Source organism: Nocardia transvalensis NBRC 15921 (assembly GCF_000308875.1).
Classification (GTDB): Bacteria; Actinomycetota; Actinomycetes; order Mycobacteriales; family Mycobacteriaceae; genus Nocardia; species Nocardia transvalensis.
Map to the genome: position 1 here is coordinate 24640 of NZ_BAGL01000064.1, position 26417 is coordinate 51056.

Annotated in this window: 17 protein-coding genes; 14 read left to right on the forward strand and 3 right to left on the reverse strand. The window is 70.5% G+C overall.

Annotation, left to right across the window (positions count from 1 at the left end; translation table 11 throughout):
- The first annotated feature begins 280 nt into the window (after positions 1-280).
- Both ON41_RS23315 and ON41_RS23320 read left to right on the forward strand, forming a co-directional pair.
- The gene (locus tag ON41_RS23315; RefSeq protein ID WP_083905569.1) at positions 281-6769 is read left to right on the forward strand and encodes a type I polyketide synthase; all 6489 of its coding nucleotides are present in this window, start codon (positions 281-283) and stop codon (positions 6767-6769) included.
- A 69-nt stretch (positions 6770-6838) separates the two neighbouring features.
- Positions 6839-8248 carry a condensation domain-containing protein gene (locus ON41_RS23320; protein ID WP_040749871.1) on the forward strand — a complete coding sequence of 470 codons (1410 nt, stop codon included), beginning with the start codon at positions 6839-6841 and terminating at the stop codon, positions 8246-8248.
- Here the strand turns inward: ON41_RS23320 and ON41_RS23325 are convergent.
- Positions 8219-8899: a DUF3108 domain-containing protein gene (locus ON41_RS23325; RefSeq protein WP_040749872.1), complete on the reverse strand. Its 681-nt coding sequence runs from the start codon at positions 8897-8899 to the stop codon at positions 8219-8221. The two genes, ON41_RS23320 and ON41_RS23325, sit on opposite strands and share 30 nt — an antisense overlap.
- 257 nt (positions 8900-9156) lie before the next feature.
- On the opposite strand from ON41_RS23325, the gene ON41_RS23330 reads away from it, so the two are divergent.
- The 3 genes from ON41_RS23330 to ON41_RS23340 all read left to right on the forward strand — a co-directional run bounded on the left by ON41_RS23330 (position 9157) and on the right by ON41_RS23340 (position 11320).
- Positions 9157-9534, forward strand: coding sequence for a PLD nuclease N-terminal domain-containing protein (locus ON41_RS23330; protein WP_040749873.1), 378 nt, complete (start codon positions 9157-9159; stop codon positions 9532-9534).
- 170 nt (positions 9535-9704) lie between these two features.
- A complete protein-coding gene (locus tag ON41_RS23335) occupies positions 9705-10949 on the forward strand; it encodes an MFS transporter (RefSeq protein WP_040749874.1) in 1245 nt (414 codons plus the stop codon).
- A 5-nt stretch (positions 10950-10954) separates the two neighbouring features.
- Positions 10955-11320: an ArsR/SmtB family transcription factor gene (locus ON41_RS23340; RefSeq protein WP_040749875.1), complete on the forward strand. Its 366-nt coding sequence runs from the start codon at positions 10955-10957 to the stop codon at positions 11318-11320.
- 26 nt (positions 11321-11346) lie between these two features.
- Here ON41_RS23340 and proS read toward each other — a convergent pair whose 3' ends face one another.
- Positions 11347-12786: a proline--tRNA ligase gene (gene proS / locus ON41_RS23345; RefSeq protein WP_040749876.1), complete on the reverse strand. Its 1440-nt coding sequence runs from the start codon at positions 12784-12786 to the stop codon at positions 11347-11349.
- Between the two features lie 125 nt (positions 12787-12911).
- Here proS and ON41_RS23350 point away from each other — a divergent pair, with 125 nt between their 5' ends.
- The 8 genes from ON41_RS23350 to ON41_RS23385 all read left to right on the forward strand — a co-directional run bounded on the left by ON41_RS23350 (position 12912) and on the right by ON41_RS23385 (position 22067).
- The gene (locus ON41_RS23350; RefSeq protein ID WP_040749877.1) at positions 12912-13364 is read left to right on the forward strand and encodes a MarR family winged helix-turn-helix transcriptional regulator; all 453 of its coding nucleotides are present in this window, start codon (positions 12912-12914) and stop codon (positions 13362-13364) included.
- Positions 13361-13783, forward strand: a complete 423-nt coding sequence (locus ON41_RS23355; protein ID WP_040749878.1) for an organic hydroperoxide resistance protein — start codon at positions 13361-13363, stop codon at positions 13781-13783. The genes ON41_RS23350 and ON41_RS23355 overlap by 4 nt, the downstream gene beginning before the upstream one ends.
- Before the next feature lie 447 nt (positions 13784-14230).
- Positions 14231-14422 (forward strand): hypothetical protein, encoded by a 192-nt coding sequence (locus ON41_RS23360; protein WP_157185595.1) that lies wholly within the window; start codon positions 14231-14233, stop codon positions 14420-14422.
- Between the two features lie 11 nt (positions 14423-14433).
- The gene (locus ON41_RS23365) at positions 14434-15507 is read left to right on the forward strand and encodes a polyprenyl synthetase family protein (protein WP_040749955.1); all 1074 of its coding nucleotides are present in this window, start codon (positions 14434-14436) and stop codon (positions 15505-15507) included.
- 191 nt (positions 15508-15698) lie between these two features.
- Positions 15699-17951, forward strand: a complete 2253-nt coding sequence (locus ON41_RS23370) for a terpene synthase family protein (RefSeq protein ID WP_218003546.1) — start codon at positions 15699-15701, stop codon at positions 17949-17951.
- A gap of 50 nt (positions 17952-18001) precedes the next feature.
- On the forward strand, positions 18002-19033 hold the full coding sequence (locus ON41_RS23375) for a polyprenyl synthetase family protein (protein ID WP_040749880.1): 1032 nt from the start codon (positions 18002-18004) through the stop codon (positions 19031-19033).
- A gap of 185 nt (positions 19034-19218) precedes the next feature.
- A complete protein-coding gene (locus ON41_RS23380; RefSeq protein WP_051162279.1) occupies positions 19219-21036 on the forward strand; it encodes a 1-deoxy-D-xylulose-5-phosphate synthase in 1818 nt (605 codons plus the stop codon).
- Complete coding sequence (locus ON41_RS23385; protein ID WP_040749881.1) at positions 21033-22067, forward strand: polyprenyl synthetase family protein; 1035 nt, start codon at positions 21033-21035, stop codon at positions 22065-22067. Before ON41_RS23380 ends, ON41_RS23385 begins: the two co-directional genes overlap by 4 nt.
- Positions 22068-22304: 237 nt before the next feature.
- Here ON41_RS23385 and ON41_RS23390 read toward each other — a convergent pair whose 3' ends face one another.
- Entirely contained in the window at positions 22305-23108 is an 804-nt protein-coding gene (locus ON41_RS23390; protein ID WP_157185596.1) for a helix-turn-helix domain-containing protein, read from the reverse strand.
- A gap of 214 nt (positions 23109-23322) precedes the next feature.
- Between ON41_RS23390 and ON41_RS23395 the strand changes: the two genes are divergently transcribed.
- Complete coding sequence (locus ON41_RS23395; RefSeq protein WP_040749883.1) at positions 23323-26349, forward strand: alpha-mannosidase; 3027 nt, start codon at positions 23323-23325, stop codon at positions 26347-26349.
- Positions 26350-26417: the final 68 nt, after the last annotated feature.

Sequence of the window (26417 nt, forward strand, 5' to 3'; positions counted from 1 at the left end):
TACCGAAACGCCACAATCGGGCCGGTCGAATATTGTGACCCGTACCTGATGATGCACCGGTGTCGGATCCAACTCGCTTGTGCCGGAACATGTTCAGAGACTGGGTAGGTTCACAGTTCGGGCCATCGGTATTAAGCAGAGTCTACAAATCTGCCCGCCGGGCGTGACTGTCCCGTAATAGATCCACCATGCTTGGGTAAGATAGGTCCATTGCGGGACCACTGATACGAGCGTATCGCCTAATCAGCGATCACTAATACCCGAGCTCGGGAGGATATGCGTGTCGGATATCGCAATTGTGGGTATCGGCTGTCGCTTTGCGGGTGGAATCGATTCGCCCGACACGTTCTGGGATTTCGTCGTCGACAAACGCGACGGTGTGGTGGAGATTCCCGCGGACCGCTGGGACTACCGCCGCTACTACGACCCGGAGCCACGCACCCCTGGCCGCGCCTACACCAAGCACGGCGCGTTCATGACCGTCGATCCGTGGGAGTTCGACCCCGACTTCTTCGGTATCTCGCCGCGCGAGGCGACCGTGCTGGATCCGCAGCAGCGACTGATGCTCGAGGTCACGTGGGAGGCGCTCGACGACGCCGGGATCGCGGGTCGCGCGGCCGGTAGCGAGGTCGGCGTCTACGTCGGCGGTTTCGTGGTGGACCAGTCGGTCATCGGCGTGGTCGGACCGGCGCTGTTCCACACCGATATGCACACCCCCGCCAGCGCGTCCTACACGATGCTGTCGAACCGGATCGCCTACGCGCTCAACCTGGTCGGACCCGCTATCACCGTGGATACGGCGTGCTCGTCGTCGCTCGTGGCGTTCCATCTGGCCTGCCAGGCGCTGGAGAACGAGGACTGCTCCGTGGCGCTCGCGGGCGGCGTGAACGTCATGCTGCAGCCGGAGACGTTCGTGCTGATGTGCAAGGGCAGCTTCCTGGCCGCCGACGGCCGGTGCAAATCCTTCGACGCCGCCGCCGACGGTTACGGCCGCGGCGAGGGTGCGGGCATGGTGGTGCTGAAGCGGCTCGAGGACGCGGTGCGCGACGGCGACCGCATCTATTCCGTGGTCAAGGCGACCGGTTCCAATCAGGACGGGCGCACCACCGCGATCACCGTGCCGAACGTCGACTCGCAGGCCGCGCTGGCCCAAACCGTGTGCACGCGTGCGGGTCTCGCGCCGGAGTCGATCACCTATCTGGAGGCGCACGGCACCGGGACCCTGGTCGGCGACCCGGTCGAGCTGCGCGCGCTGGGCCGCGTCTTCGGCGCGTCCACCGGGCGCGCCGGCACCATCGGCGTCGGCTCGGTGAAGGCGACCATCGGCCACACCGAGGCCGCGGCCGGCGTGGCCAGCGTGATCAAGGCGGCGCTGGCCATCCACCACCGCACCATCCCGCCGCAGGGCTGGCTGGACAAGCCCAACCCGGACATCCCGTTCGACGAGCTGGGGTTGCACGTCCAAACCGACGCCGAACCGCTGCCGCCCGGCGGGGATCCGATGACCATCGCCGTCAACGGTTTCGGCTACGGCGGCACCAACGCGCACGCCATCCTCCAGGAGTATCGCCCCGAACCCGCGCCGATCACGGCCGAGCCGCCGCGCCACTTCGGCGTGCTGCCCATCTCGGGCCGCAGCACCGCCGCCGCCCGCGCGCTGGCCGGGCGCTTCGCCGACCTCATCACCGCCGGCGCCGACCCCGAGCATCTGGCCGAGGCCGCGTGGACCCGCATGGCCCACCACCACTTCCGCACCGGCGTCCTGGTCGGCGAGCGGGACGACCTCATCCACGATCTGCGGGCGTACGCCGGCGGCGAGGGCCGTGACGCGGTGCGCACCATCGTCTCCCGCGCCGACGAGCCGGTCTTCGTGTTCTCCGGCATGGGACCGCAGCACTGGCGCATGGGCCGCGAATTGCTCGAAGCCGGTGGGGTTTTCGCGGAGACCGCCCAGGAGATCGATCGGGAGTTCCGCAAGCTCGCCGGCTGGTCGATCGTCGACGAGCTGTTGAAGCCCGAGGAGGAGTCGCGGGTCACCAGCACCGAGGTGGCGCAGCCCGCCAACTTCCTGGTCCAGGTGGGCCTGGTGCGCGAACTGGCCGAGTACGGCGTCAAGCCCGCCGCGATCGTCGGCCACAGCGTGGGTGAGGTGTCCGCGGCGTACGTGAGCGGCATGCTGTCGCTGTCGGATGCCGTGCTGGTCGCCTATCACCGGGCCCGGCTCCAGGCCACCACCGCCGGATCCGGCGGCATGCTCGCGGTCGGCCTCACGCAGGAGAAGGCGCAGGAACTCGTCGCCGACGATCCCGGCGTGGATATCGCGGCGATCAACAGCGCGAGCGGCGTCACCCTCTCCGGCGACGAGGCGCGCTTGGACGAGATCGCCGAAAAGCTCACCGAGGAAGGCGTTTTCGCGCGCCGCCTGCGGGTCGAGGTGCCCTACCACAGCCGTCTGATGGATCCGATCCTGGACGAGCTGCGCGAGGTGCTGGCGCCGCTGGAGACGCGGATGCCCACCGTGCCGCTGTACTCGACGGTCGTCGGCGGTCAGGTCAGCGAGGGCGACTGGGACGCCGACTACTGGTGCGCGAACGTGCGGCAGCCGGTGCGATTCGCCTCCGCGATCACCGAACTGATCGGCGCGGGCAGCCGCGTATTCCTGGAGATCGGCCCGCATCCGGTGCTGTCGGGCAATATTCGCGAGGCGCTGCTGAACGCCGACGTCACCGGCACCACGGTGGCGACGCTCGAGCGCGAGCAGCCCGATACCGACAGCATCCGGCGCACGCTGATCGGGCTGAACGCCGCCGGCGTCCTCGATCGCGACTTCCTGTTCCCGCCCGACCGCCCGGCCACCCCGCACGTGCCGGTGCCGCGCTACCCGTGGCAGCGGACCCGGCTGCACGCGCCGCTGCCGCTGTTCGAGCAGGCGCGGCTGGGCTCGCCGGACGCCTACACCATGCTGGGCGATCCGGACGTGGAGGGGCGGCCGGACTGGCTGCTCCAAGTCGGCACCGAACTGCTGCCCTGGCTGGCCGATCACGTCGTGAACGGCATCAAGATCATGCCGGGCGCCGCCTACCTGGATGCCGCGCTCAGCGCGACCGCCACCCGGCTGGGTGTCAAACGCGTTGCGGTGGAACAGGTCCGGTTCGTCGCGCCGCTCATCATGGGCGCGCCGGACGTGCCGCTCGTCGCGCTGACGGTCGAGGAGGCCAGCGGGCGCTTCCTGCTCCGCTCCCGCAGCGCCACCGGCACGGCGTGGACGGTGCACGCGTACGGCCGGACGCTGACCGGCAGCCACGAGCCGGTCAAGGCGACGGTCCCGACGATCGATGTCGGCATCGATATCGACCCCGAGATGTTCTACTCCGGCCTGGCCGCGGCGGGCCTGCAGTACGGCCCGTCGTTCCAGCGGGTGACCCAGGTGCGCGTCGGGCGGGACACCGTGTTGGCCACGGTCGACGGCACCATCGCCGCCGGCTCCGGCCATCTCGCGCATCCCGCGGTGGTCGACGCGGCCATGCAGAGCGCGGCACTGCTGTTCGCCGACGAGCGGATCAACGAGGGCGTCATGGTGCCCGTCGGCGTGGGCGCGGTGCGGCTGCTCGCCGACCTGCCCGAGAAGATCACCGTGGTGGCCCGGCGCAGCACGCACGCCCGGCTGCGCGCCGACGTGGACCTCCTCGACGAGGAGCAGAACCTGGTGATGCGGCTGAGCGGGCTGCAGATCGGCGCCCTGAATCCGGGCAACGATCCGCTGCACCGGATGGCCGACTTCTACTACAGCGAGACGATGGAGCAGCGCGACCCGATCGACCGGGACGCACTGCGCGACGCCGGTTCGGTGTCGACCATCGTCGTGGCGCTCGGAAGTGGCGGGCGCGCAGGACAACTCGCGTCCGCGATCCCCGGTTCGCGGCTGTACGCCGTCGACCCCTCCGGCGACCTCGAGGGCGGGCTGGTCGAGACGCTGCGCGCGGCCAAGGAGGACGGCACCCAGCGGGTGCACGTCTGTGTCGTCGCCGGGACGCCCGAGAGCCAGACGGCCGACGATCTGGGCGATCTGTGGACGCTCAAGCGGATCGCGGTCGCCGTGGACGAATTCGCCAACCCGCCGGTGGAGGGCGAGTCGCCGCAGAGCGTCTTCGGCGACGGGTCCGTGCACGCCACACTCGTCACCGAGCGGGCATTCACGTTGCCGGACAGCACGATTCCGCCGAATACGTATCACTCTGCCCTGGCGGGCGCGCGCCGCGTGCTGTTGAACGAGCAGACCCCGCTGCGCTGGCGGCTGATCGATGTCGAACCCGCCACCTCGACGGCCGACCTGATCGCGGAACTGGCCGTCCCGGGCGCGTTCACCCTCGACAACACCGACGAGGTGCTGCTGCGGGACGGCGTGCGCTGGGCGCCGATGGTGACCAAGCCGCTGGGCGACCGGCTCGAAGAACTCGACACTCCCGCACCGCTGACCGACCCCGAGAAGAACTTCACGCTCGAGATGCCGCGCACCCGGCTGCTGTCGGCGCTGGCCTGGCGCGAATGCCCGCGGGTGGCGCCCGGCGCGGGTCAGATCGAGGTCCGGATGCAGGTCATCGGCCTGAACTACAAGGACCCGCTGAAGGTCATCGGCCTGCTCGGCGAACGCGAACTGGCGCCGACCTACTTCGGCACCGTCCCCGGTATGGAGGGCATGGGCACGGTCGTGCGGGTCGGTGACGGCGTCACGGACGTGGCGGTCGGCGACCTGGTGGCCGTGGCCGAGAAGGGCATGATGCGGCGCTACGCCGTCGTCGATCGCGAACTGGTGATCCCGGTGCCGCCGGATACCGATCCCGGTCACTGCACCAGCACGATCGCCTTCGGCACCGCCGAATACGCCCTGCTCGACCTGGCCCGCCTGGAACCCGGCGAGACGGTGCTCATCCACGGCGCCGCCGGCGGCGTCGGGACGGCCGCGATCCAGGTCGCGAAGTCGATCGGGGCCCGCATCATCGGCACCGCCAGCACCGACGAGCGGCGCGCCCACGTCCTCGCGCTGGGCGCCGACCACGCGGTGAACTCGCGCTCGCTCAACTTCGTCGACGACGTGATGGAACTGACCGGCGGCAAGGGCGTCGAGGTGATCATCAGCAGCGCGCCCGGCGAGATCCTGCGCCAGAACTTCAACGCCGCGGCCGAATTCGGGCGCATCGTCGAGGTGGGCAAGGCCGACATCTACACCGGCGGCGTGCTGGAACTGTCCAACTTCGACAAGAACCTGGCCTACTTCTCGATGGATCTCGACCGCTTGGTCGCGGTGCACCCGCAGCGGCTGGCGAGACTGCTGCAGCGCGTGCACCAGAAGGTCACCGAGGGGACCTACAAGCCGCTGCCGTACCGGATGTTCGAGACCGAGGAGGTCGGCCGGGCGTTCGAGGAGACCATCCGGTCCACCGGACTCACCCGCATCGCGCTGCGCATCGACTCCCCGGAACCGCCCGTCCGGCCGTACCTGCCGGAGGTCGAGATCCACGGCGACGCAACGTATCTCATCACCGGCGGCTTCGGCGGGTTCGGGCTGGCGACCGGCCGCTGGCTGGCGCTGCGCGGCGCGCGGCGGCTGGTCCTGCTGGGCCGCAGCGGGCCCACCACCGACGAGGCCCGGCGGCAGATCGAGGCGTGGCGCACCGTCGGCGTCGAGATCGTCGAGGAGCGCGTGGACGTCACCGATGCCGCCGCGATCGCGGACATGGTGGCGCGCATCCACAGCGACGAGCACCCGCTGCGCGGCGTGTTCCACGCGGCCGGCGCCGTCGCCGACAACCGCATCAGCAAGATGGAATTCGACCAGCTGGACCGGGTGTACCGGCCGAAGGTGCACGGAGCCCGGATCGTCCACGACGCCGTCGCGGCGGCCGGTATCGAACTGGACATGTTCGTGCTGTGCTCCTCCGGCGGCACCATGTACGGCATCTACGGGCAGTACAGCTACTGCTCCGCCAATATGGCGGTGGAGCAGCTGGCCGAGCAGTGGTCCCGCGCGGGCGAGCGGGCGCTGTGCATCGGCTGGGGCCACTTGTCCGGCGCCACCGGCGGTATGGCCGCGGACGAGACCGCGCTGAAGTATCTCGATCTCGTGGGCTTCGGGCCGATCGATATGTCCGATGCCACCGCGTACATGGAGCAGACGCTGCGGCTGGGCGTGAGCACGGCGGCCATCATCCCGACCGACTGGGGCAAGCTGACCGGCACCTTCCCGCAGCTGACCCGGACCGGCCGCACCGTCGCGCTGGCCCAGGCCTCCGCCAAGGACACCTCCGAACTGGCCCAGCTGCGCGCGGAGGTGGCGGCGCTGGAGGAGAGCAAGCGCGGGCCGTTCATCGCCCGCAAGATGGCCGAGGAGCTGGCCGTCGTCATGGGCGTCCCGGTCGAGTCGATCGACATGACGGTTCCGGTCCCCGAACTGGGCCTGGACTCGCTGATGGCGGTCGAACTCGGCGCCCGCGTCACCAAGGCCCTCGGCATCGATCTCATGTCGCTGCAGATGGGCCGGTCGTTCAGCCTCGAACAGGCCGGGCCGAAGGTGGCCGAGCTGATCCTGGCCCACGAGCCGGGTCAGTCGCAGCCGGATCCGGCTGCGGTGGCGGCCGCGATGGATTCCGGGGGCGGCGAGGCGGCCGCCCCGGCGAACGGATCCGGTGCGGCCAACGGATCCGCGGCGCACGCCGCGGGCGCCAACGGGTCGGCCTCGACCGCGACGGAGGCGGAGCCGGCACTGCGATAGGGGGCGCCCGGGATCGACCGGACGGCACAGTAATTCGTTTCAGGGGTATCAACGAATCGAGGTATCGCCGTGGTCAGTTTCGGGCTGATCGACGAATGGGAGCCGGCCGGTGGCCGGCTGACCACCTGGGTCGCCGCACCGGAATCGGTGCGGCGGGCCGCGCAGGCGCCGGTCCACCCGGCGCCACCGTCGCACCAGCAGGAACAGTATCTCCGGCTGGCCGACCGGCACTCCGCGGCCGAGTTCCGTTTCTCGGGGCTGTGCCTGGTGACCGCCGAGATCCCCACCGGGGATCTCGACCGGGAGGCGATGACGCGCGTCATCAACGCATTCCTGTTGCGGCACGACACCTTCCGCACGTGGTTCGACATCGACGGCCAGGGTGCGGTGCGCCGCCACCTGGTGCCGGCGGAGGATGTCGACTTCGTCCCCGTCGAATACGGCCGCATCGACGACGCCGAATCCATCCGCGAGCACGTCCAGAAGACGACTCCCGGCCCGTTCCAATGGGATTGCTTCACCTTCGGCGTGATCGAGCACGGCGAGTCGACCACGGTGTACCTCGCCGTCGACCACCTGCACACCGACGGGCTGGGCCAGTACCTGTCCTGTTACGACCTCGCCCAGCTGTACGCGCGCGAAGTGTGGGAGGAGTCCGACGAATTACCGCCCGCAGCAAGCTATCTCGACTACTGCGTAATGGAGCGGGCATTCACCGGCGCGATGACCCTGGCGTCGTCCGGGGTGCGCAAGTGGATGGAGCTGCTGCGCGGCAACGACGGCGAACTCCCCTCGTTCCCTTTGGATCTCGGTAAGCGCACCGACGGGTACAACCGCAGCGCGCACCGCAGCGTGATGCTGCTCGATCCGGACGAGTGCGATCGGTTCGAGGCGATCTGCCGCGAGAACGACGCCGAATTCGTCGGCGGGGCGTTCGCGGCGGCCGCCCTGGCCGAGCGCGAACTCGTCGGCAGCGACTACTACTTCGGCATGACGCCGGTCAGCACCCGCACCTCCGCGGCGGAACGCGCGTCGGTCGGCTGGTACGTGACACTGGTTCCGGTGGCGTTCCCGCTCGGCCCGACCACGCCGCTGACCCGCGTCCTGACGATCGCGCAGCGGGCCTACGAGAACGGAATCCGGCTGGCGCCCACGTCGTTCCATCGCGTGGTGGAGCTGCTGCCCGCCGATTCGGAGATCAAGGCCCGGGCGGGGTGGTCGACGCCGATGATCTCCTACGTGGACGCCCGCGACTTCGTCGGCAACGAGCTGTTCGGCGAGGTGACCGCCGGCGTGTACGCCAATCGCGCGGCGTCGGAGGAGGTCCTCATCTGGATCAACCGGCTGCCGGAGGGCACGTCGCTCAGCGTCATCTATCCGGATACACCGGTGGCGCACGATTCGGTGGAACGCTATGTGACGGCGATGAAGTCGGTGTTCGACTCGGCGCTACGCGATCAGCTCGACAAGTCCGCGTAGGGACGAGGACATCGGCTCGGTCGGGAAACCGAACCGGACCAGCCGGTGCGGCGGCGCGACCTCGAAATGTGCCACCGATGGCGAGACGAGGCCGCCGAGCACCTTGTCCAGCAAGGTGTTCAGGTGCGCGAATCCGGGGCGGATGCGCACCTGCCAGGTGTCCACGCGGCCCGCCGGGACCTCCACCGTGGTCGGCTTGCCCACCCGGATCGTCACCGGCCAGCACATCGAGAACGCCAGCCATACGTCCACCGACTCCGCCGCGCCCTCGGCGAAGTCCAGGCCGCGCAGCAGGGTCAGGCCGGCGGCCAGCGGCATCACGTTCGCCGGGAACGGGGTGACGCCGTCGAGGCGCAGGTGAGTGGTGTCGATGAAGTGCGCCTCCTCGCGCGACACCACCTCCTCGCCCGAGCAGGTCTCGGCGCGGTAGTCCGCGGCCTGGAGCCAGCCGCCCGCGCGGCGGAAGGTCTGCTCGATCGTCATCGTCAGGTCTCCCGGGCCCAGCCGCGCCTCCACGAGCGAGTGATAGCCGTCGGCCGCGTGGCCCACCACGCTCGTCATCTCGAATCGCTCGGGCCGATCGGTGACGCCGACGGAGTACACGGACTTCTCGCCGTCGGGGATTCCCGGATCGCGGAACGCGGTGCGCACAAGACCTCCTGTCGGCCGGTCCGGCCGGATTCGCCGCCCTTGTCGAGCCGTATTGAATCCGCCCGCGGCCCGGCGGGGCGACCGGTATCGAGGATGGTTACGACGGTTCACAAATCCGCGTCACCGGGGATTGGAGGTCGCACAGCACGAGTTGCGATGTGCGGCAGGCGGACCCGTACGGCTTGCGGTCCGGGGACGGGCGGCCGAGAATAGCGCTCTGACATGCCGGGTGGGGAGTCCGCGAGGAGAACGATTCGATGCCGTATGCCGTGGTGGGCCTGATAACCCTGGTGCTGTGGGTGTATTGCCTGGTGGACGTGATCATGGCCCCCGAGGGCGACATCCGCCACGCTCCCAAGGGCCTGTGGCTGCTGATCGTGCTCGTGGTCCCGACCGTCGGCGCGATCCTGTGGCTCCTGCTGGGCCGCCCCGCGACCACCCCCACCCGCCGCTCGTCCTCGCCCGCCTACCCCGAATACGACCGCCCCGGCCGCTACGTCCCCCAGGACGCCGCCGCCGACGAGGAATTCCTCCGCGGCCTCCGCGAACGAGCCGAAGCCCAGCGCCGCGAGGCCAAGCGCCAGGAACTGGCGCGGCAGGAGGAAGAGCGGCGTCGCGGGGCAGGGGAGTTGTAGCACCTCCACGCCTCCCCTTCGGACCACCACGCGTTCACTCCAGGCAGCACGCCTTCATTCCAGGCCGCCACGTTTCTATTTTCCGGCGTGCTTTTGGCCGGAAACCATGCCGCACCCCTCGACCAATTTAAGTGCACAGCTGCGCACGTATTGTTGTATAGTTACCGGGCGTGATCGATGTGTTGCGGCAGCGGGAGTTTCGGCATCTGTTCGTGGCGCAGGTGGTGGCGCTGGTGGGGACCGGGCTGTTGACCGTGGCGCTGGGGCTGCTGGCTTACCAGCTGGCCGGGAGTTCCGCGGGGGTCGTGCTCGGGACGGCGCTGGCGATCAAGATGGTGGCGTACGTCGGTGTTGCGCCGGTGGTTTCGGCGCTGACGGAACGGGTGCCGCGGCGGGTCCTGCTGGTGTCGGCGGATGTGGTGCGCGCGGGGATCGCGGTGCTGCTGCCGTTCGTGAGCGAGGTGTGGCAGATCTACCTGCTCGTCTTCGTACTCCAGTCGGCGTCGGCGACGTTCACCCCGGCGTTCCAGGCGGTGATCCCGTCGATCCTGGTGGAGGAGCGGGACTACACCCGCGGGCTGTCGTTGTCGCGGCTGGCCTACGACCTGGAGTCGCTGGTGAGCCCGGCGCTGGCCGCGGCGCTGCTCACCGTTGTCGGGTACCACGTGCTGTTCGCGGGGACGGCGCTGGGATTTGTCGCGTCGGCGGCCCTGGTGGTCACCACCCGGCTGCCGCGTCCGGCCCCCGCCGATCGATCGGTCCCGCTACGCCTGCGGACGATCCGGGGCGTGCGGATCATGGCGGCGAGCCCCGTGCTGCGCGGCCTGCTGGCGATGAACCTCGCCGTCGCCGCGGCGACGGCTCTGGTCGTCGTGAATACCGTTGTGTACGTTCGCGATCTGCTCGGCGGTACCGATACCGGCGTCGCCCTGGCGCTGGGATGTTTCGGGGGTGGTTCGATGGCGGTGGCGGCGGCGCTGCCGCGGGTCGTCACGGCTGTGGCCGACCGGCCACTGATGCTCGCCGGCTGTGCCCTGCTACCGGCCGGACTGCTGGGCGCGGCCGCGCTGGCCGCGCTGCGCCCGCCGGTCGGTGCGAGCTGGGCGATCCTGGCCGCGGCCTGGATCGTGCTGGGCGCCGGGACTTCTCTGGTCAACACGCCGTCGGCCCGGCTGCTGCGGGCGCAGTCCACGGCGGACTCGCGGGCGGCGGTGTTCACCGCGCAGTTCTCGCTGTCGCACGCGTGCTTCCTGGTGACCTATCCGCTGGCGGGCGGGCTGGGCGCGATCGCCGGGCAGGCCGTCGCGGCGGGGGCGCTGGCGCTCGTCGCTACACTGGCAGCCACGGTGGCCGCCCGGGCCTGGCCCGCGGCGATCCCGGCAGAGCGCGTGACAGTGACGGCGAGAGGGCGGTGAATCGAATGGGCCGTGCATCCGCGGACCCGCCGCACACACCCAGCCTGGTCCACCCCGCCGCCCCCGACCAGGCCCATCTCGACGCCGCCACAGGCACTTTCCGCATGCTCTCCGACCCGACCCGGCTGCACATCCTGTGGCTCCTCGCCGACGCCGAGGCCGACGTCAGCGCCCTGATCGAGGCCGTGGGCGCCTCCCGCACCGCGGTCAGCCAGCACCTCGCGAAACTCCGCTTCACCGGCCTGGTGGAAACCCGCCGCGAGGGCCGCCGCATCATCTACCGCATCCGCGACGGCCACCTGGCCCGCCTGGTCCGCGAGGGCCTCAACCACGCCGACCACGTCGTCACGGGAGAGCCGCCACACTCCTGACTCCTTGGGGTGCAGGGGGTTTCGCGTCAGTAGGCGCGGCCGAAGAGCACTCGCTTGCCGTACGCCGACGGCGCGCCGCAGCGGACGCAGGCGCCCGTCGCCGGGTCGCCGGCGAGGGGGATGCAGCGCGGGGTGGCGGCGGTGGCGGATTTGATGTCGTCCTCGCAGGCGGGGGTGCCGCAGTGCAGGGTGCGGGCCCAGCCGGTGGAGACCGCGTCGGCGAACTCAGCCCAGGTGTCCACCGTACGGGTGTGGCTGTCGCGGAACTCGGTGGCGCGGGCGAGCAGGAACTCCTGGAACTCGTCCAGGATGCCGGGCATGGCCGCGGGCAGCGAATCGAGCGGGACGGCCTGCTTGCCTTCGTCGCCGAGGCGCTTGACCATCATGGCGGTGCCGGATTCCAGGTCGCGCGGGCCGAGTTCGAGGCGGATCGGGACGCCGCGCATCTCCCACTCGTTGTATTTGAATCCGGGGCTGAGCTGCGGGCGGGCGTCGACGTGGGTGCGCACCCCGGCCTCGCGCAGCCGCCGCGCCAGCTCTTGGGCGGCCTCCTCGACCGCGACGTTGCCGCCGCGCGTGATCGGCACGATGACCACCTGGTGGGGCGCCAGCCGCGGCGGGAACACCAGGCCCTTGTCGTCGCCGTGGGTCATGACGACGCCGCCGATCATGCGCGTGCTCATGCCCCAGGACGTGGTGTGGCACAACTCGTCCCGGCCCGCTTCGCCGGTGTAGCGGATGTCGAAGGCGCGGGCGAAGTTGGTGCCCATGTAGTGCGAGGTGCCCGCCTGCAGCGCGCGGCCGTCGCGCATCATGCCCTCGATGGTGAACGTCGCGACCGCGCCGGCGAACCGTTCGCCCGGGGTCTTCTCGCCGGGGATCACCGGCATGGCGGCCAGATCCCGCGCGACCTCGTGGTAGATGTCGAGCGCGAGCATGGTCTCGCGGCGGGCGTCGTCCTCGTCGCTGTGCGCGGTGTGGCCCTCCTGCCACAGGAATTCGGTGGTGCGCAGGAACATTCGCGGGCGCAGCTCCCAGCGCACCACATTGGCCCACTGGTTCAGCAGCAGCGGCAGATCGCGGTGCGAGTCGATCCACTTGGCCATCATCTCGCCGATGATGGTCTCCGAGGTCGGCCGCACCACCAGCGGCTCCTCGAGCTCCTTACCGCCCGCGTGGGTGACGACGGCCAGTTCGGGGGAGAAGCCCTCGACGTGCTCGGCCTCCCGGCTCAGATAGCTCTCCGGGATCAGCAGAGGGAAGTAGGCGTTCTCGTGGCCGGTGTCCTTGATGCGGCGGTCGAGTTCGGATTGCAACCGTTCCCACAGGCGGTAGCCGTACGGTCGGATGACCATGGTGCCCTTGGCCGGGCCGCGGTCGACGAGGCCGGCCTTGAAGACCACCTCGTTGTACCAGGCCGCGAAGTCCTCACTCTGGGCGGTCACACCGCGCTCGTCCCGTGCCATGACTGGAAAGAGTACTGGGAGCGGCGCGCTCGCCCGACCGGGAGTCCGTCGGCTACGCCGCGCTGTGCCCTAGGACACGCACAATTAGATTGTGCACAACTAAGTTGCGTACTATATTTACGGATATGACCGATCCGCTGGCCCTCGACGAGCAGGTGTGCTTCCCGCTCTACGCGGCGTCGCGGGCGATGACCGCCGCGTACCGGCCGAAGCTGGAGGCGCTCGGGCTGACCTATCCGCAGTACCTGGTGATGCTGGTGCTGTGGGAGCGGGACGGTCGTAGCGTCGGGGAGCTGTGCGAGGCCCTGGCGCTGGATTCCGGAACGCTCTCCCCGCTGCTGAAACGCCTGCAGGCGAGTGGCCTGGTGGAGCGGACCCGGTCCGCGGCCGACGAGCGCCGGGTCGAGATCCGGCTCACCGGCCGCGGGCGCGATATGCGCGAGCGGGCCTGCGAGATTCCGGCCGGTATGGCCGCGGCGACCGGTCTGCCGCTCGCCGAACTGATCTCGCTGCGGGAAACGCTGCGGCGCCTGACCCAGGCACTGAACGACCACACCCAGTCGAAGGAGACGACATGAAGACGCTCTACACCGCCGAGGCCCTGGCCACCGGTGACGGCCGCAACGGCCACGCCCGCACCACCGACGGCAAGGTCGACGTCGCGCTGTCGGTGCCGAGCGAGATGGGCGGCAACGGCGAGGGCACCAATCCCGAGCAGCTGTTCGCGGCCGGATACGCCGCCTGCTTCCATTCCGCGCTGCGGCTGGTCGGCAAGCAGGACGGGGCGAATATCGACGACTCCGCCGTCGGTGCGAAGGTCGGCATCGGCCCGAACGACGCCGGCGGCTTCCAGCTGGCCGTCACCCTCGAGGTCTCCCTCCCGCACCTGACCCGCGACGAGGCCCAGACGCTGGCCGACAAGGCCCATCAGGTCTGCCCCTACTCCAACGCGACCCGCGGCAACATCGACGTCGAGGTGCTGGTCGCGGAGGACTGACATATTCGCTACCGATTAGCCGACACACCATGAATTCCGGCGCGACCGGTCCGTCCGGGGTGTCGCGCCATGTCGGTGCGGCGTGTCACGTGTGGTGGCGGCCCTCGGGGGTAGACGCTGACCGTCTGGTGGTCCGATGGTCGCCACCGCGCGTTGTGGAGGCGACGAGGCTCTCCGCCCGCGTCGACGATGAAAGTTGCTGGTAATTAACACTTTACGTCCGGCGAGAGTGTGAAATATTATTGGTCAGGGTCACAGAGCGTTAGCTATTCGGTGTAATCGCCCAAGTTCACACGTTTCGTCCGGCCGCGTATTCGGTGAATTCCGGCCGGAACAGATGTCATCGGCGGGATTCGGCACGAACAGCAGCATCGACAGGTGAAGCGCCACGCCGGCGGATATTCGGCGCGCGCGATCACGGGACGCTACGCAGGGGAGGACGGCCCCATGATCATGCCTCTGTACTTCGGCAAAACGCTCGATACGGCCGACGTTCCCGCCGTCTGGGCGGCCTGGGACGTGCCCGGCACACCCCTCGCGGACCTGGTGCGCCGCAACGACTTCGATTCGGCGCCGACCCGCGCGCCGGCGCTGCCCCGCGGCCGGGACACCCCTGGTGCGGACGGGGCCGCCCGGTGAGCCACCCGGACGTGACCGCACTGCCCGTGCTCCGCCGGCGCATCGATGCCGTTCTCGAGGGCTTCCTCCGAGACAAGGCGCGCGCCGCCGACGCTGCCCGCCTGCCACCGGATTACGTCGACGCGCTGCACGCGTTCGTCTTCGCCGGCGGCAAACGGGCCCGTCCGCTGCTGTGCGCGCTCGGCTGGCTCGCCGCGGGCGGTAGCGAGCGGATGCCCGCGCCGGTGTTCCGGGCGGCCGCCGCGCTGGAGATGCACCACGCCGCCGTCCTGATCCACGACGCGATCCTCACCGACGCGCCCGCCCAGCGCGGGGCGCCGCCGCTGCATCGCGCCATGGCGCAACGCTATTCGGACCGCACGCGCGCCGACGTCTTCGGCCGCCGCGCCGCGGGACTGCTCGGCACGCTCGCGCTCTCCTGGTCCGACGAGCTGCTCGGCACGGCGCACCTGACCGCGCGCCAGCGGGCCGCCGCGACGCCGGTGATCACGTCCATGCGCGACGACGTCGTCTACGGCCAGTTCCTCGAACTCCTCGCGCGCGGGCCCGCCCGGGAGGATCTCGGCGAGGCGATGCGTATCGTGCACTACCGCAGCGCGTCCCATACGTGCGAGCGTCCGCTCGAGCTGGGCGCGACGCTCGCCGGCGCCGATCCCGCGATGCGCGCGGCCCTGACCGGTTACGCGCGGCCGCTCGGCGAGGCGGTGCAGCTGGCGGCGGATCTGCGCGCGATATTCGGGGCGGGCACCGGGACCCGCGGGTGCCCGCCGCAGGACCTGCGCGGCGGCCGCAGCACCGCCCTGGTTTCCCTCGCTCTGGAGCGGGCCGATGCCCGTCGCCGCCGCGAATTGCTGGCGCTCGTCGGCGATCCCGGGCTCGACCGCGCGGGAGCCGACCGCTGCCGGGAACTGTTCGTCGAAACCGGGGCGCGGGCGGAGGTCGAGGAGATGGTGTCCGAGCGCCTAGGCGCGGCGCTGCGAGCCCTGGACCGGGCACGAATGCCCGGCTTCGCGGTGACCGCGCTGGGTGTGCTGGCACGCCGGATGACCTGCCGCGTCCTCGCCGACGAGGACGCCGGGCCGTGACCGCGCGCGAGATCCGGACGATGCCAGACATTTACTCCGACTCGCCTGGCGACTAAAATGAGAACAGGATCAACAACTTTCGGGATCTTTCCGAAACGCCCCGGCAAGCACACAGCTTCCGGCGGGCACAGTTCGATACGCAACCGCAGACCTCCCCGGCGAGCCCGATCGGTTGCAGCGAGATCACACCGGTGCCGCTGTCCGTACGTCGCGCCAAGAAGGGCATGCCCATGCAGCCGTTCGAACTTCCGGACTTCTACACGCCGTACCCCGCGCGGCTCAACCCGCACGTCGAGCAGGCCCGCGCACACACCCGTGAGTGGGCCCGGGAGCAGGGCTTCTTCGAACCCCAACGGGGCCGGAGCATTTGGACCGAAGACGACGTGGACCGCCACGACTACGGCCTGCTGTGCGCCTACACCCACCCCGACTGCGACGACGGCACGCTGAACCTGATCACCGACTGGTACACGTGGGTGTTCTACTTCGACGACCACTTCCTCGAACTCTACAAACGCACCCTGGATGTCCAGGGCGCCAAGGACTGTCTGGACCGGCTCGACGAGTTCATGCCGATCGGCGGCGGCCCGACGCCGGAGCCGGCCGGTCCCGTGGAGCGCGGCCTCGCCGATCTGTGGGAGCGCACCGCGCCCGCGAGATCGGCGGCGTGGCAGCGGCGGTTCGCCGCCGACACCCGGGCGCTGCTGGTCGAATCCCGCTGGGAGCTGGCGAATATCGTCGAGGGCCGGATCGCCGACCCGATCGAATACATCGAGATGCGCCGGAAGGTGGGCGGCGCGCCGTGGTCGTCGGATCTGGTCGAACATGCCGTGGGCGCCGAGGTGCCCGACCGGTTCGCGGCCACCCGCCCGCTGCGCGTGCTGTGCGACACCTTCGCCGACGCGGTGCACCTGCGCAACGACATCTTCTCCTACGAGCGCGAGGTCCTGGACGAGGGGGAGAACTCGAACGGAATCCTGGTGGTGGAGAGGTTCTTCGACCTCGACACCCCGCACGCGGCCCGCATCGTCAACAACCTGCTGACCTCCCGGCTGCAGCAGTTCGAGTACACCGCGCTCACCGAGATCCCGCTGCTGTTCGCCGCGTCCGGCGCCCGCCCGGACGAGCAGGCGGCGGTCGCGGCGTACGTGAAGGGACTGCAGGACTGGCAGGCGGGCGGTCACGCCTGGCACATGCGGTCCAGCCGCTACATGAACGAGCAGGCCCGCGCTCCCCGGCCCTCGCGAGACAGCCTCGGGCTCAACCGATTCGACAACCACCTGCATCCCCCGATCGAGCCGACGGGTCCGCTGCCCTTCCCGGAGGTGCCCATTCCGTTCGCGGTGCGGCTGAATCCCCGGATCGAGGCCGCGCGAGAGGAGGTCGTCCGATGGTGTCGCGAGCGGGGCATGCTGGACCCGGTGCCCGGGGTTCTGCCCGAACCCCTCTGGCGGGAACGGGATCTGCGCAACTTCGATTTCGCGCTGTGCTCGGCGGGTATGGACCCCGACGCCACACAGGACGAGCTGAACCTGTCGTCCACGTGGCTGTCCTGGGGCACCTACGCCGACGACTACTATCCGGCGGTCTTCGGGCGGCGTCGCGACGTCGTCGGCGCGACACTGCAGACCGGACGGCTCGCCGACTGCATGCCCGTCGACGGTGAGCGAGTTCCCGTGGCGGCCAATCCGATGGAGGAGGGACTCGCCGACCTGTGGCGGCGCACCACCGCGCCCATGGACGCCGGGCGCACGCGCCGGTTCCGCGCCGCCGTGGAATCCATGCTCGCGAGTATGACGTGGGAGATCGAGAACTTCGTCGCCAACCGCATCCCCGACCCGGTCGATTACATCGAGATGCGCAGGCGCACCTTCGGTTCGGAGCTGACGATCGAGATGGCGCGGTTGGCGCACCACGACGTGATTCCCGCCGAGGTCGAACGATCCCAGGTCGTCGCCGATCTGACGACGACCGCTGTCGACGTGGCCATGCTGTTCAACGATCTGGTCTCCTATCAGAAGGAGGCCGGGTTCGAGGGCGACCCGCACAACGCGGTGCGGGTGATGGGGAACTTCTTCCGATGCGATCGCGACGAGGCCGCGGCCGTCGTGCACGCCCTGCTCGTCGCGCGCCTGGAGCGGTTCCGGCGGGTCGCGGAGCGCGAACTGCCCGCGCTCTGCGACGAATACGACCTCGGCCCTGATCTGCGCCGGGTGCTGGAACGGCGGGCCGCGCAGCTGCGGGACTGGATCGCCGGCATCGCGCACTGGCACCTCACCTGCCGCCGGTACACGGAACCCGAACTGCTGGAACGATTCCTGCCGGATCGCGTGCCCGAGCCCGCTCGGCGTCCGGCCCGGGCGCCGGTGCTCGGACCCCACGGCCTGGGCACCAGCGCCGCGCGAATACCCGAACTCCTCTCCCGGCGATCCGCCGCGCGCTGACCGCACCGTCGAGAGCATCCGAAAACCTGTGCCGCGAAGGAGTTCTCGCCATGACCGCTGTGACCCCGGCGCACGCCGCGCACCACCCCGCCGACATCCTGGCCCGCGCCCGCGAGGTCGTCGACCCGATCCTGCGCGAGGCGGTGGACTCGTTGCCGGAACCGTTGTGCCGCATGGCCGGATACCACTTCGGCTGGTGGGACGAGCGCGGCCGCCCGGTCGGGGGGCGGCCGGGCAAGATGCTGCGCTCGGGGCTGGCGATCAGCGCCTGCGCGGCCTGCGGCGGGCCGCCGCGCGCGGCCGGACCCGCCGCGGCCGCCGTCGAACTCGTCCACAACTTCACACTCGTGCACGACGACGTCATGGACCGCGATGTCACCCGGCGCGGCCGCCCCGCCGTGTGGTCGGTGTGGGGCATCGCCGACGCGGTCCTGCTCGGCGACGCCCTGCACGCGCTGGCCACGGAGGTGCTGGCGACGCGGCTGCCGCGGACCGCGGCGGGCGTGGCGGTGCGGCGGCTGGAGAATACGGTCGTCGAGCTGTGCCGGGGGCAGCACGAGGACTGCCGGGCCGAATCCGCCGGACGTACCCGCATCGCGGACTGCGAGCGGATCGCCATGGGCAAGACCGGCGCGCTGATGGGCTGCGCGTGCGCGCTCGGCGCGCTGTGCGCGGGCGCCGGGGTCGCGGCCGTGGCCACCGCCGACCGCTTCGGCCGCGAACTCGGCCTGGCCTACCAGCTGACCGATGACCTCCTCGGGATCTGGGGCGACCCCGAGGCGGCCGGCAAACCGCCCGGCGACCTGGCCCGCCGCAAACGCTCGATGCCGGTCGTCGTCGCGCTCCTCTCGGACACCGCCGCGGCCACCGAACTCGGCGATCTCTACCGCGACGCCGACCGGCCGCTGTCGCCGCACGATATCGAGCGCGCGGCCCGGCTCGTGACGGAGGCGGGCGGGCGCGACGCGACCCGGCGCCGGGCCGAACGGCGGATCCGGGCGGCGCTGCGGGCGCTGCCCTCCGGCGCCGGCTCCGCCGACCTGCGCGCGCTGGTCCGGCTCGTCTCCGAAAGGAACAGGTGAGAAATACCGCGAGGCACGACAACTGAATATCCCCACCCGATTTCGCAGTGAGAGGTGCCGCCATGACCGCAACGCCCGAAGCCGCCGCCCAGCCCGTCGGCGCCACCGATCCGTCCGCCGCGCCGTCGCCGAGTACCCCCGCCGGTGACGTGATCGTGTCCGGTCCGCGCGGTTAGCGGCCCGTCATGTCCGTATCCTCCGCACCGTCCACCGACGTCCCGCCCGGGACGAGCGCCTGCTCGCCGCTGGCGGATATCGACGGGCCCGACGACCTGCGTGGCCTGCCCGCCTCGCGACTGCCGGTGCTGGCCGCACAGATTCGCCGCCTGATCCTCGACACCGTGCGCGCCGGCGGCGGGCACCTGGGCCCGAACCTCGGCGTCGTCGAGCTGACCATCGCCCTGCACCGGGTGTTCCGCTCACCGCACGACACACTGTTGTTCGACACCGGGCACCAGGCCTACGTGCACAAGATCCTCACCGGCCGGCGGGAGGCGTTCGCCCGGAGCCTGCGCCGGTCCGGCGGGCTGTCCGGCTATCCGAGCCGGGCCGAATCCGGCCACGACGTGATCGAGAACAGCCATGCCTCAACGGCGCTGAGTTATGCCGACGGAATCGCCAAAGCCTATGCCCTCCAAGGTGTTCACGATCGGTCGGTGGTAGCGGTCGTGGGCGACGGCGCGCTCACCGGCGGCATGGCTCACGAGGCGTTGAACAATATCGGCGCCGCGCCCGAGCGACCGGTCATCGTGCTGCTCAACGACAACGGGCACTCCTACTCGCCGACCGCCGGGGCCGTCGCCGCGCATCTGGAACGACTGCGCGCGGGAGAATCCGGTTCGCCCACCGTATTCGAGCAGTTCGGCCTCGCCTATCTGGGCCCGGTGGACGGGCACGACGTCGCGGCGATCGAATCCGCGCTGTGCCGCGCGCGGGACCTGCGGCGTCCGGTGGTGGTGCATGTGGTCACGGTCAAAGGGCAGGGGTACGGCCCGGCGTGCGTGGACCCGGAACGGATGCACACCGCGGGCCCGCCGCCGCGGCCCGGCACCCGCGCGGTGTCCTGGACCGAGGTGTTCGCCGGCGAGCTGACCGCCCTCGGCGAGCGGCGGCCGGAGGTCGCGGCCGTCACCGCCGCCATGCCCGGCCCGACCGGGCTGGCCCGGTTCGCCGACCGCTTCCCCGGCCGCTGTTTCGACGTCGGCATCGCCGAACAGCACGCCGTAGCCTCCGCGGCCGGGCTCGCCACCGCGGGACTGCATCCGGTGGTGGCCGTGTACGCCACATTCCTCAACCGGGCCTTCGATCAGGTGCTGCTCGATGTGGCGCTGCATCGGCTGCCGGTGACGTTCGTGCTGGACCGCGCCGGGGTCACCGGACCGGACGGCCCGAGCCATCACGGCATGTGGGACCTCACCCTGCTGGCCACCGTGCCGGGAATGCGGGTCGCCGCGCCGCGCGACGCCACCCGGCTGCGTGACCTGCTCGGCGAGGCGATCGCCTGGGACGGCGGGCCCACCGCACTGCGGTTTCCGAAAGCCGCCGTGGGCGAGGACATTCCGGCCGAGCAGCGGATCGACGGCGTGGATGTGCTGTACCGCGGCGCGCACCGGGACGTGCTGCTGGTCGCGGTCGGACCGCTGGCCGCGGCCTGTGTCGAGGCGGCCCGCGCGCTCGCGGCGGCCGGGATCGCGGTCACCGTCGTCGATCCGCGCTGGGTGCTGCCGATTCCGGATCTCCTGGTCGGCGCCACGCTGCGGCACCGGCTCGTGGTCGTGGCCGAGGACGACGTCGGGACCGGCGCCGTCGCGGCCACGCTGGGCCGCGCGCTCACCGCGGCCGGGAGCCGGATTCCGGTGCGGGGACTGGGTTTACCGCATCGGTTCCTCGAACACGGCACGCGCGCGGACATACTCGCCGCGGCCGGGCTCACGGCCGACGGGATCGCGCGAGCCGTCCGCTCCGCCCGTACCGAACTCACCGACGCCGGGGAGGCGCGATGACCACCACGACGACCTCGCCGTTCGCGGTGGATGTCGACGCCGCCCGCGAGCGGATCGATGCCGCCCTGCGAGACTTCTTGCGGGACAAGGCCTGTGGCGAAGCCGAGCTGCGGCTCCCGGCAGATGTCACCGACGCGGTGCGCGAGTTCCTGGAGGCCGGGGGCAAGCGGGTCCGGCCGCTGTTCTGCGTGCTGGGCTGGCTGGCCGCCGGGGGCCGCGGGATACCGCCGGAGGTGGTGCGGGTGGCCGCGGCGCTGGAGATGTTCCACGCCGCGGTGCTGATCCACGACGACATCATCGACGACAGCGACACCCGCCGCGATCGCCCCACCGTGCACCGCGCGGTGGGCACCGACGCCGCCATCCTCATCGGGGATTTCGCGCTCGCCTGGTCGGGGGAATTACTGCACACCGCCGGGTTGTCCGCCGAGCGGCTGGCCGGGGTGCTGCCGATCGTCGACGCCATGCGCTGCGAGGTCGACTACGGGCAGTACCTGGACCTGATCACCACGGGACGGCCCACGCGCGACCTGGATCGGGCCTTCGAGATCATCCGGTACAAGACCGCCGCGTACACGGTGGAACGCCCGCTGCAGGTGGGCGCCGCGGTAGCGCAGGCGGGGCCGGAGGTGCGGCGGGCCCTGTCCGGCTATGCCCGCCCGCTGGGGGAGGCGTTCCAGTTGCAGGACGATCTGCTCGGGGTGTTCGGCGATCCGGCGCGGACCGGCAAGTCCAATCTCGAGGATCTGCGGTCCGGTAAACACACGGTGCTCCTGGCGCTGGCGTTGCGCCGGGCGGACGCGCGGCAGGAGCAACGCCTGTGCGCGCTCGTCGGCGATCCCGAACTGGACGAGCGGGGTGCGGCGGAATGCCGGGACCTGCTCGCCACACTGGCCCGCGACCAGGTCGAGCAGATGATCCGGAACCGGTGGCTGCGGGCGCAGCGCGCGCTCACCGAGGCGCCGTTCCCGCCCGCCGCCGCTGCCGCCCTGCGCCGTTTCGCCGACGCCCTCGCCGTGCGCAGCGTGTAGCGAGTTCTGCGGACCGGCCGACCGGCCATTCCCCTCCAGAAGGCCGCGCGGCCGGTCCGCGATGGCGACACCGGCCGCTCGGAACCAGTGAACTTCCCGGGTGCTCGCGATGTCAATGCACACTGTGTGAAAACGCCTGATATTCGCGATGCCGGAAATCCGTTCCGGGTCTGCATAATTCGTGAACGGCACCGGTGAATTCAGCGGAGAACCGGCGGGTGAATCCGGACACCGTCGTCAGCGGCGGTGTCGCATATGGATTTCCGGGGGATACCGGCGGAGATATTTCGCGAGGTCGAACGGGGTGAGCGCCCAGTGCAGGAACGGGCTCTGGTCGCTCGACATCCGGAAATACATCTCGAATGCCGTGCCGTCGCCGACATCGCGGACCCAGACCGTATCCCGCGATTCCCAGTGCGCGGGAAAAGGCGTATCCCACATGCCGTCGAAGTCCGGATTTCCGCGGAGACGGGATTTGACCTCCTCGATCCGGGGCTCGGGAACGAATCCGAGTACCTGCGCCCGGCACGCGCGCACGAGGTGGTGGGCGTCCTCCTCCCAGCGCACGAACACGTCCCGCGCCCGCGCCGCCAGCAGCTCGTATTCGACGACGCCCGCGCCCGGGGCCAGGCCGGGGAAGAACCGCTCGAACGCCTCGTTCGTCGCGACGATCCGGTGTAGCGCGCCCTCCAGCAGATCCCGGCCCGCGGGGGTCACCATGTAGCACGCCGGAAAGGGATCGGAGTCGAGCACGGTGAGTTCCCGGGGAGAGGGCGGGCGTCCCGCGTCCGGCGCGGCGACGGGCGCGTGCGCCGGATCGACGAGCAGCAGCAGCTGCTTGGTATCCGCGGCCGGAATCCGCAGGATCGAGGCGAGGGAGGTGACCGTGGCCCGGGTCGCGGGCCGATGGCCGGATTCGACCTTCCGCAACAGGGATTCCGAGAGATTGGCCTCGGCGGCCAGCTCGTCCACGGTCAGCGCGGCGTCCCGGCGCCACTGCTGGAGAATGCGGCCGACCGGCATGTAGTCGGGCGTATCCACCGTGCCTCCTTCGGTCGCTCGCACCCGTCAATGTACGTCGGCGACATCGGCTTCGATTCGTCGGGTTGCATGGCGAACCCTCGGATCGCCCGGCGGCTTCGCGTCGGCGTCGCTACCGTGGAATGGCGCACCAGTAAGCTTCCTCCGCAGCCAACGCCCAACCGCCACACGTGAATACCGGGTCATGTCCCGGATTCTGATGGGAGCGACAGCTATGCACGACGACCGCCGGCTGGTCGAAGAACGCCTCGGCCGGGTCCTCACCGAACGCATCGTCCCGGCGATCTATCCGGAGTCCGTCCCGCTGCGGGCCTCCCTCTGGACCGCGCCCGGCGAACCGGTCCCGGTCGCCGAGGGGCTGACCGCGCCGCGCACGCCGATCGAGCCCGGCGCCGCGTGGGGCGCGCCGTGGGGCACGAGCTGGCTGACGGTCGAGGGGACGGTGCCCGCGGCGTGGGCGGGGCGGACCGTCGAGGCGATCATCGACCTCGGATTCGATGCCGGCAGTACGGGTTTCCAGTGCGAGGGGCTGGTCTACCGGCCGGACGGATCGCCGGTGAAGGGTCTGCACCCGCGCAACCAGTGGGTGCGGGTGGGATCGCCGGCGGTGGGCGGCGAACGGGTGCTGCTGCACGTCGAGGCGGCGTCGAATCCGATGTTCTCGCTCTTCTCGCCGACCACCCTGGGCGATACGATCACCGCCGGTGACGCGCCCCTGTACCGGCTGGGCCGCATGGATCTCGCGATCTTCGACGACGAGGTCTGGCAGCTGGTGCAGGATCTCGAGGTGCTGGGCGAGCTGATGCACGAGATGCCGGAGGAGCCCGCCCGCCGCTTCGACATCGTGCGCGCCCTCGACCGCGCCCTGGACGCTCTCGACCTGCAGGACGTGAACGCCACGGCCGCCGCGGCACGCGAATGCCTGGCCGAGGCGCTGTCCCGCCCGGCGATCCCGTCCGCGCATACGATCTCGGCGGTCGGCCACGCGCACATCGATACGGCCTGGCTGTGGCCGCTGCGGGAAACGGTGCGCAAGGTCGCGCGCACGACCGCGAATATGACCGCGCTACTGGCCGACGAACCCGAATTCGTCTACACGATGTCCCAAGCCGCACAATACGATTTCCTCAAACAGCACCGGCCCGAGGTCTACGACCGGGTGAAACAGGCGGTGGCGGAGGGGCGATTCGTCCCGGCCGGCGGCATGTGGGTGGAGTCGGATACGAATATGCCGGGCTCCGAGGCGATGGCGCGGCAATTCGTGCACGGCAAGCGATTCTTCCTGGCGGAGTTCGGCATCGACAACGAGGAGGCGTGGCTGCCGGATACGTTCGGGTTCGCCGCCGGGCTGCCGCAGATCATCCGTGCCGCCGGATCGAAATGGCTGCTGACGCAGAAGATCTCCTGGAGTGCGATCAACCAGTTTCCGCATCACACGTTCCTGTGGGAGGGGATCGACGGCACCCGGATCTTCACCCACTTCCCGCCGGTCGACACCTACAACTGTTCCATGCGCGGCAGCGAGATCGCGCACGCGGCACGGAATTTCAAGGAGAAGGGCCGCGCGTCGATGTCGCTGGCGCCGACCGGGTGGGGCGACGGCGGGGGCGGGACGACGCGGGAGATGATCGCCAAGGCCGCGCGGATGCGCAACCTCGAGGGTTCGCCGAAGGTGCTGTGGGACAAGCCCGCCGACTTCTTCGCCCGTGCGGAGGCCGAGTACGAGAATCCGCCGGTGTGGGTGGGCGAGCTGTATCTCGAATTGCACCGCGGCACGCTCACCAGCCAGGCGCGGACCAAACAGGGCAACCGGCGCAGCGAGCACCTGCTGCGGGAGGCCGAGCTGTGGGCCGCCACCGCGGCGGTGCGCACCGGCGCCGACTACCCGTACGAGGAGCTGGACCGGCTCTGGAAGACGGTGCTGCTGCACCAGTTCCACGACATCCTGCCCGGTTCGTCGATCGCCTGGGTGCACCGCGAGGCGGAACGCACGTACGCGGCGGTCACCGAGGAACTGACGGCGATGATCGAGCGGGCGCAGTGGACGCTCGGCGGTGAGGAGACGGGGCCCAACGTCTTCAATTCCACGCCGCACGAACAGGGTTCGATTCCGGCCGGCGGCGCGGGCCCCGTGCAGACGGGAGCGGCGTGTTCGCTGAGCGAAGGCGCGGACGGCGCGGTGGTCCTGGACAACGGCCTGCTGCGGGTGGAGGTGGACGCGCACGGGCTGGTGGTGTCGGTGGTCGATCTCGCCAGTGGGCGCGAGACCCTGCCGCCGGGCGGCACGGCGAATCTTCCGCAGCTGCACCAGGATCTGCCGAACGCCTGGGACGCGTGGGATGTCGACGTGTTCTACCGCAACCGGGTCACCGACCTCACCGACGCGGAGTTCGTTGTGGCGGAAGAGGACTCGGCGGGCGCGGGCGTGGTGCGCATCGGCCGTTCGTTCGGATCCTCCACTATCGAGCAGACGCTCACGCTGCGGGCGGGGGAGAAGCGCCTCGACATCGATACCGGCGTCGACTGGCACGAGACCGAGAAATTCCTGAAACTGGCGTTCCCCCTGGACATTCACGCGGACCGCTACGCGTCGGAGACCCAGTTCGGGCACCTGTTCCGCCCGACGCACACCAACACCAGCTGGGAGTACGCGAAGTTCGAGGCCTGCAACCACCGCTTCGTCCATATCGCCGAGCCCGGCTGGGGGGTGGCGCTGGTCAACGACTCCACCTACGGCCATGACGTCACCCGCACGGTCCGCGACGACGGCGGGACCACGACGACCGTCCGGGCCTCCCTGCTGCGCGCTCCCCGCTTCCCGGATCCGGAAACCGACCACGGCCCCCACCGCTTCCGCCACGCCCTGATCCCCGGCGCCGAGATCGGTGACGCCGTCCGCGAGGGCTACCGCGTGAACCTCCCCCCGCGACCGACCGGCGTCGCCGCCGCCGTCGAGCCGCTGTTCACCGTCGACAACGACGCCGTGGTGACCAGCGCGGTCAAACTCGCCGACGACGGCACCGGCGACGTCGTCCTGCGAGTCTACGAAGCACACGGCGGCCGCGCCTCGGCCCTGGTCACCCCCCGCTTCCCCGTCTCCGGCTTCGCCGTCTGCGACCTCCTCGAACGCCACCTCCCCGCCACCACCGGCGTCACCCGAGAGGGCCCCGGCCTCCGCCTCCACCTCCGCCCCTTCCAACTCGTCACCTTGCGATTCGGTCGCCCCGAGGAAGAGGTATGACCGGTTTGTTATGCTCCCGCGGTCTGCCGGCGTGCACGAGAGGGGAGTACTGCACCCATGGGACGAGT

Coding starts and splice junctions, on each gene's coding strand:
- ON41_RS23330 (WP_040749873.1), top strand. CDS start 9,157: ATGCCGTATGCCGTGGTGGGCCTGATAACCCTGGTGCTGTGGGTGTAT.
- ON41_RS23340 (WP_040749875.1), top strand. CDS start 10,955: ATGGGCCGTGCATCCGCGGACCCGCCGCACACACCCAGCCTGGTCCAC.
- proS (WP_040749876.1), bottom strand. CDS start 12,786: ATGGCACGGGACGAGCGCGGTGTGACCGCCCAGAGTGAGGACTTCGCG.
- ON41_RS23350 (WP_040749877.1), top strand. CDS start 12,912: ATGACCGATCCGCTGGCCCTCGACGAGCAGGTGTGCTTCCCGCTCTAC.
- ON41_RS23355 (WP_040749878.1), top strand. CDS start 13,361: ATGAAGACGCTCTACACCGCCGAGGCCCTGGCCACCGGTGACGGCCGC.
- ON41_RS23360 (WP_157185595.1), top strand. CDS start 14,231: ATGATCATGCCTCTGTACTTCGGCAAAACGCTCGATACGGCCGACGTT.
- ON41_RS23375 (WP_040749880.1), top strand. CDS start 18,002: ATGACCGCTGTGACCCCGGCGCACGCCGCGCACCACCCCGCCGACATC.
- ON41_RS23380 (WP_051162279.1), top strand. CDS start 19,219: ATGTCCGTATCCTCCGCACCGTCCACCGACGTCCCGCCCGGGACGAGC.
- ON41_RS23385 (WP_040749881.1), top strand. CDS start 21,033: ATGACCACCACGACGACCTCGCCGTTCGCGGTGGATGTCGACGCCGCC.
- ON41_RS23395 (WP_040749883.1), top strand. CDS start 23,323: ATGCACGACGACCGCCGGCTGGTCGAAGAACGCCTCGGCCGGGTCCTC.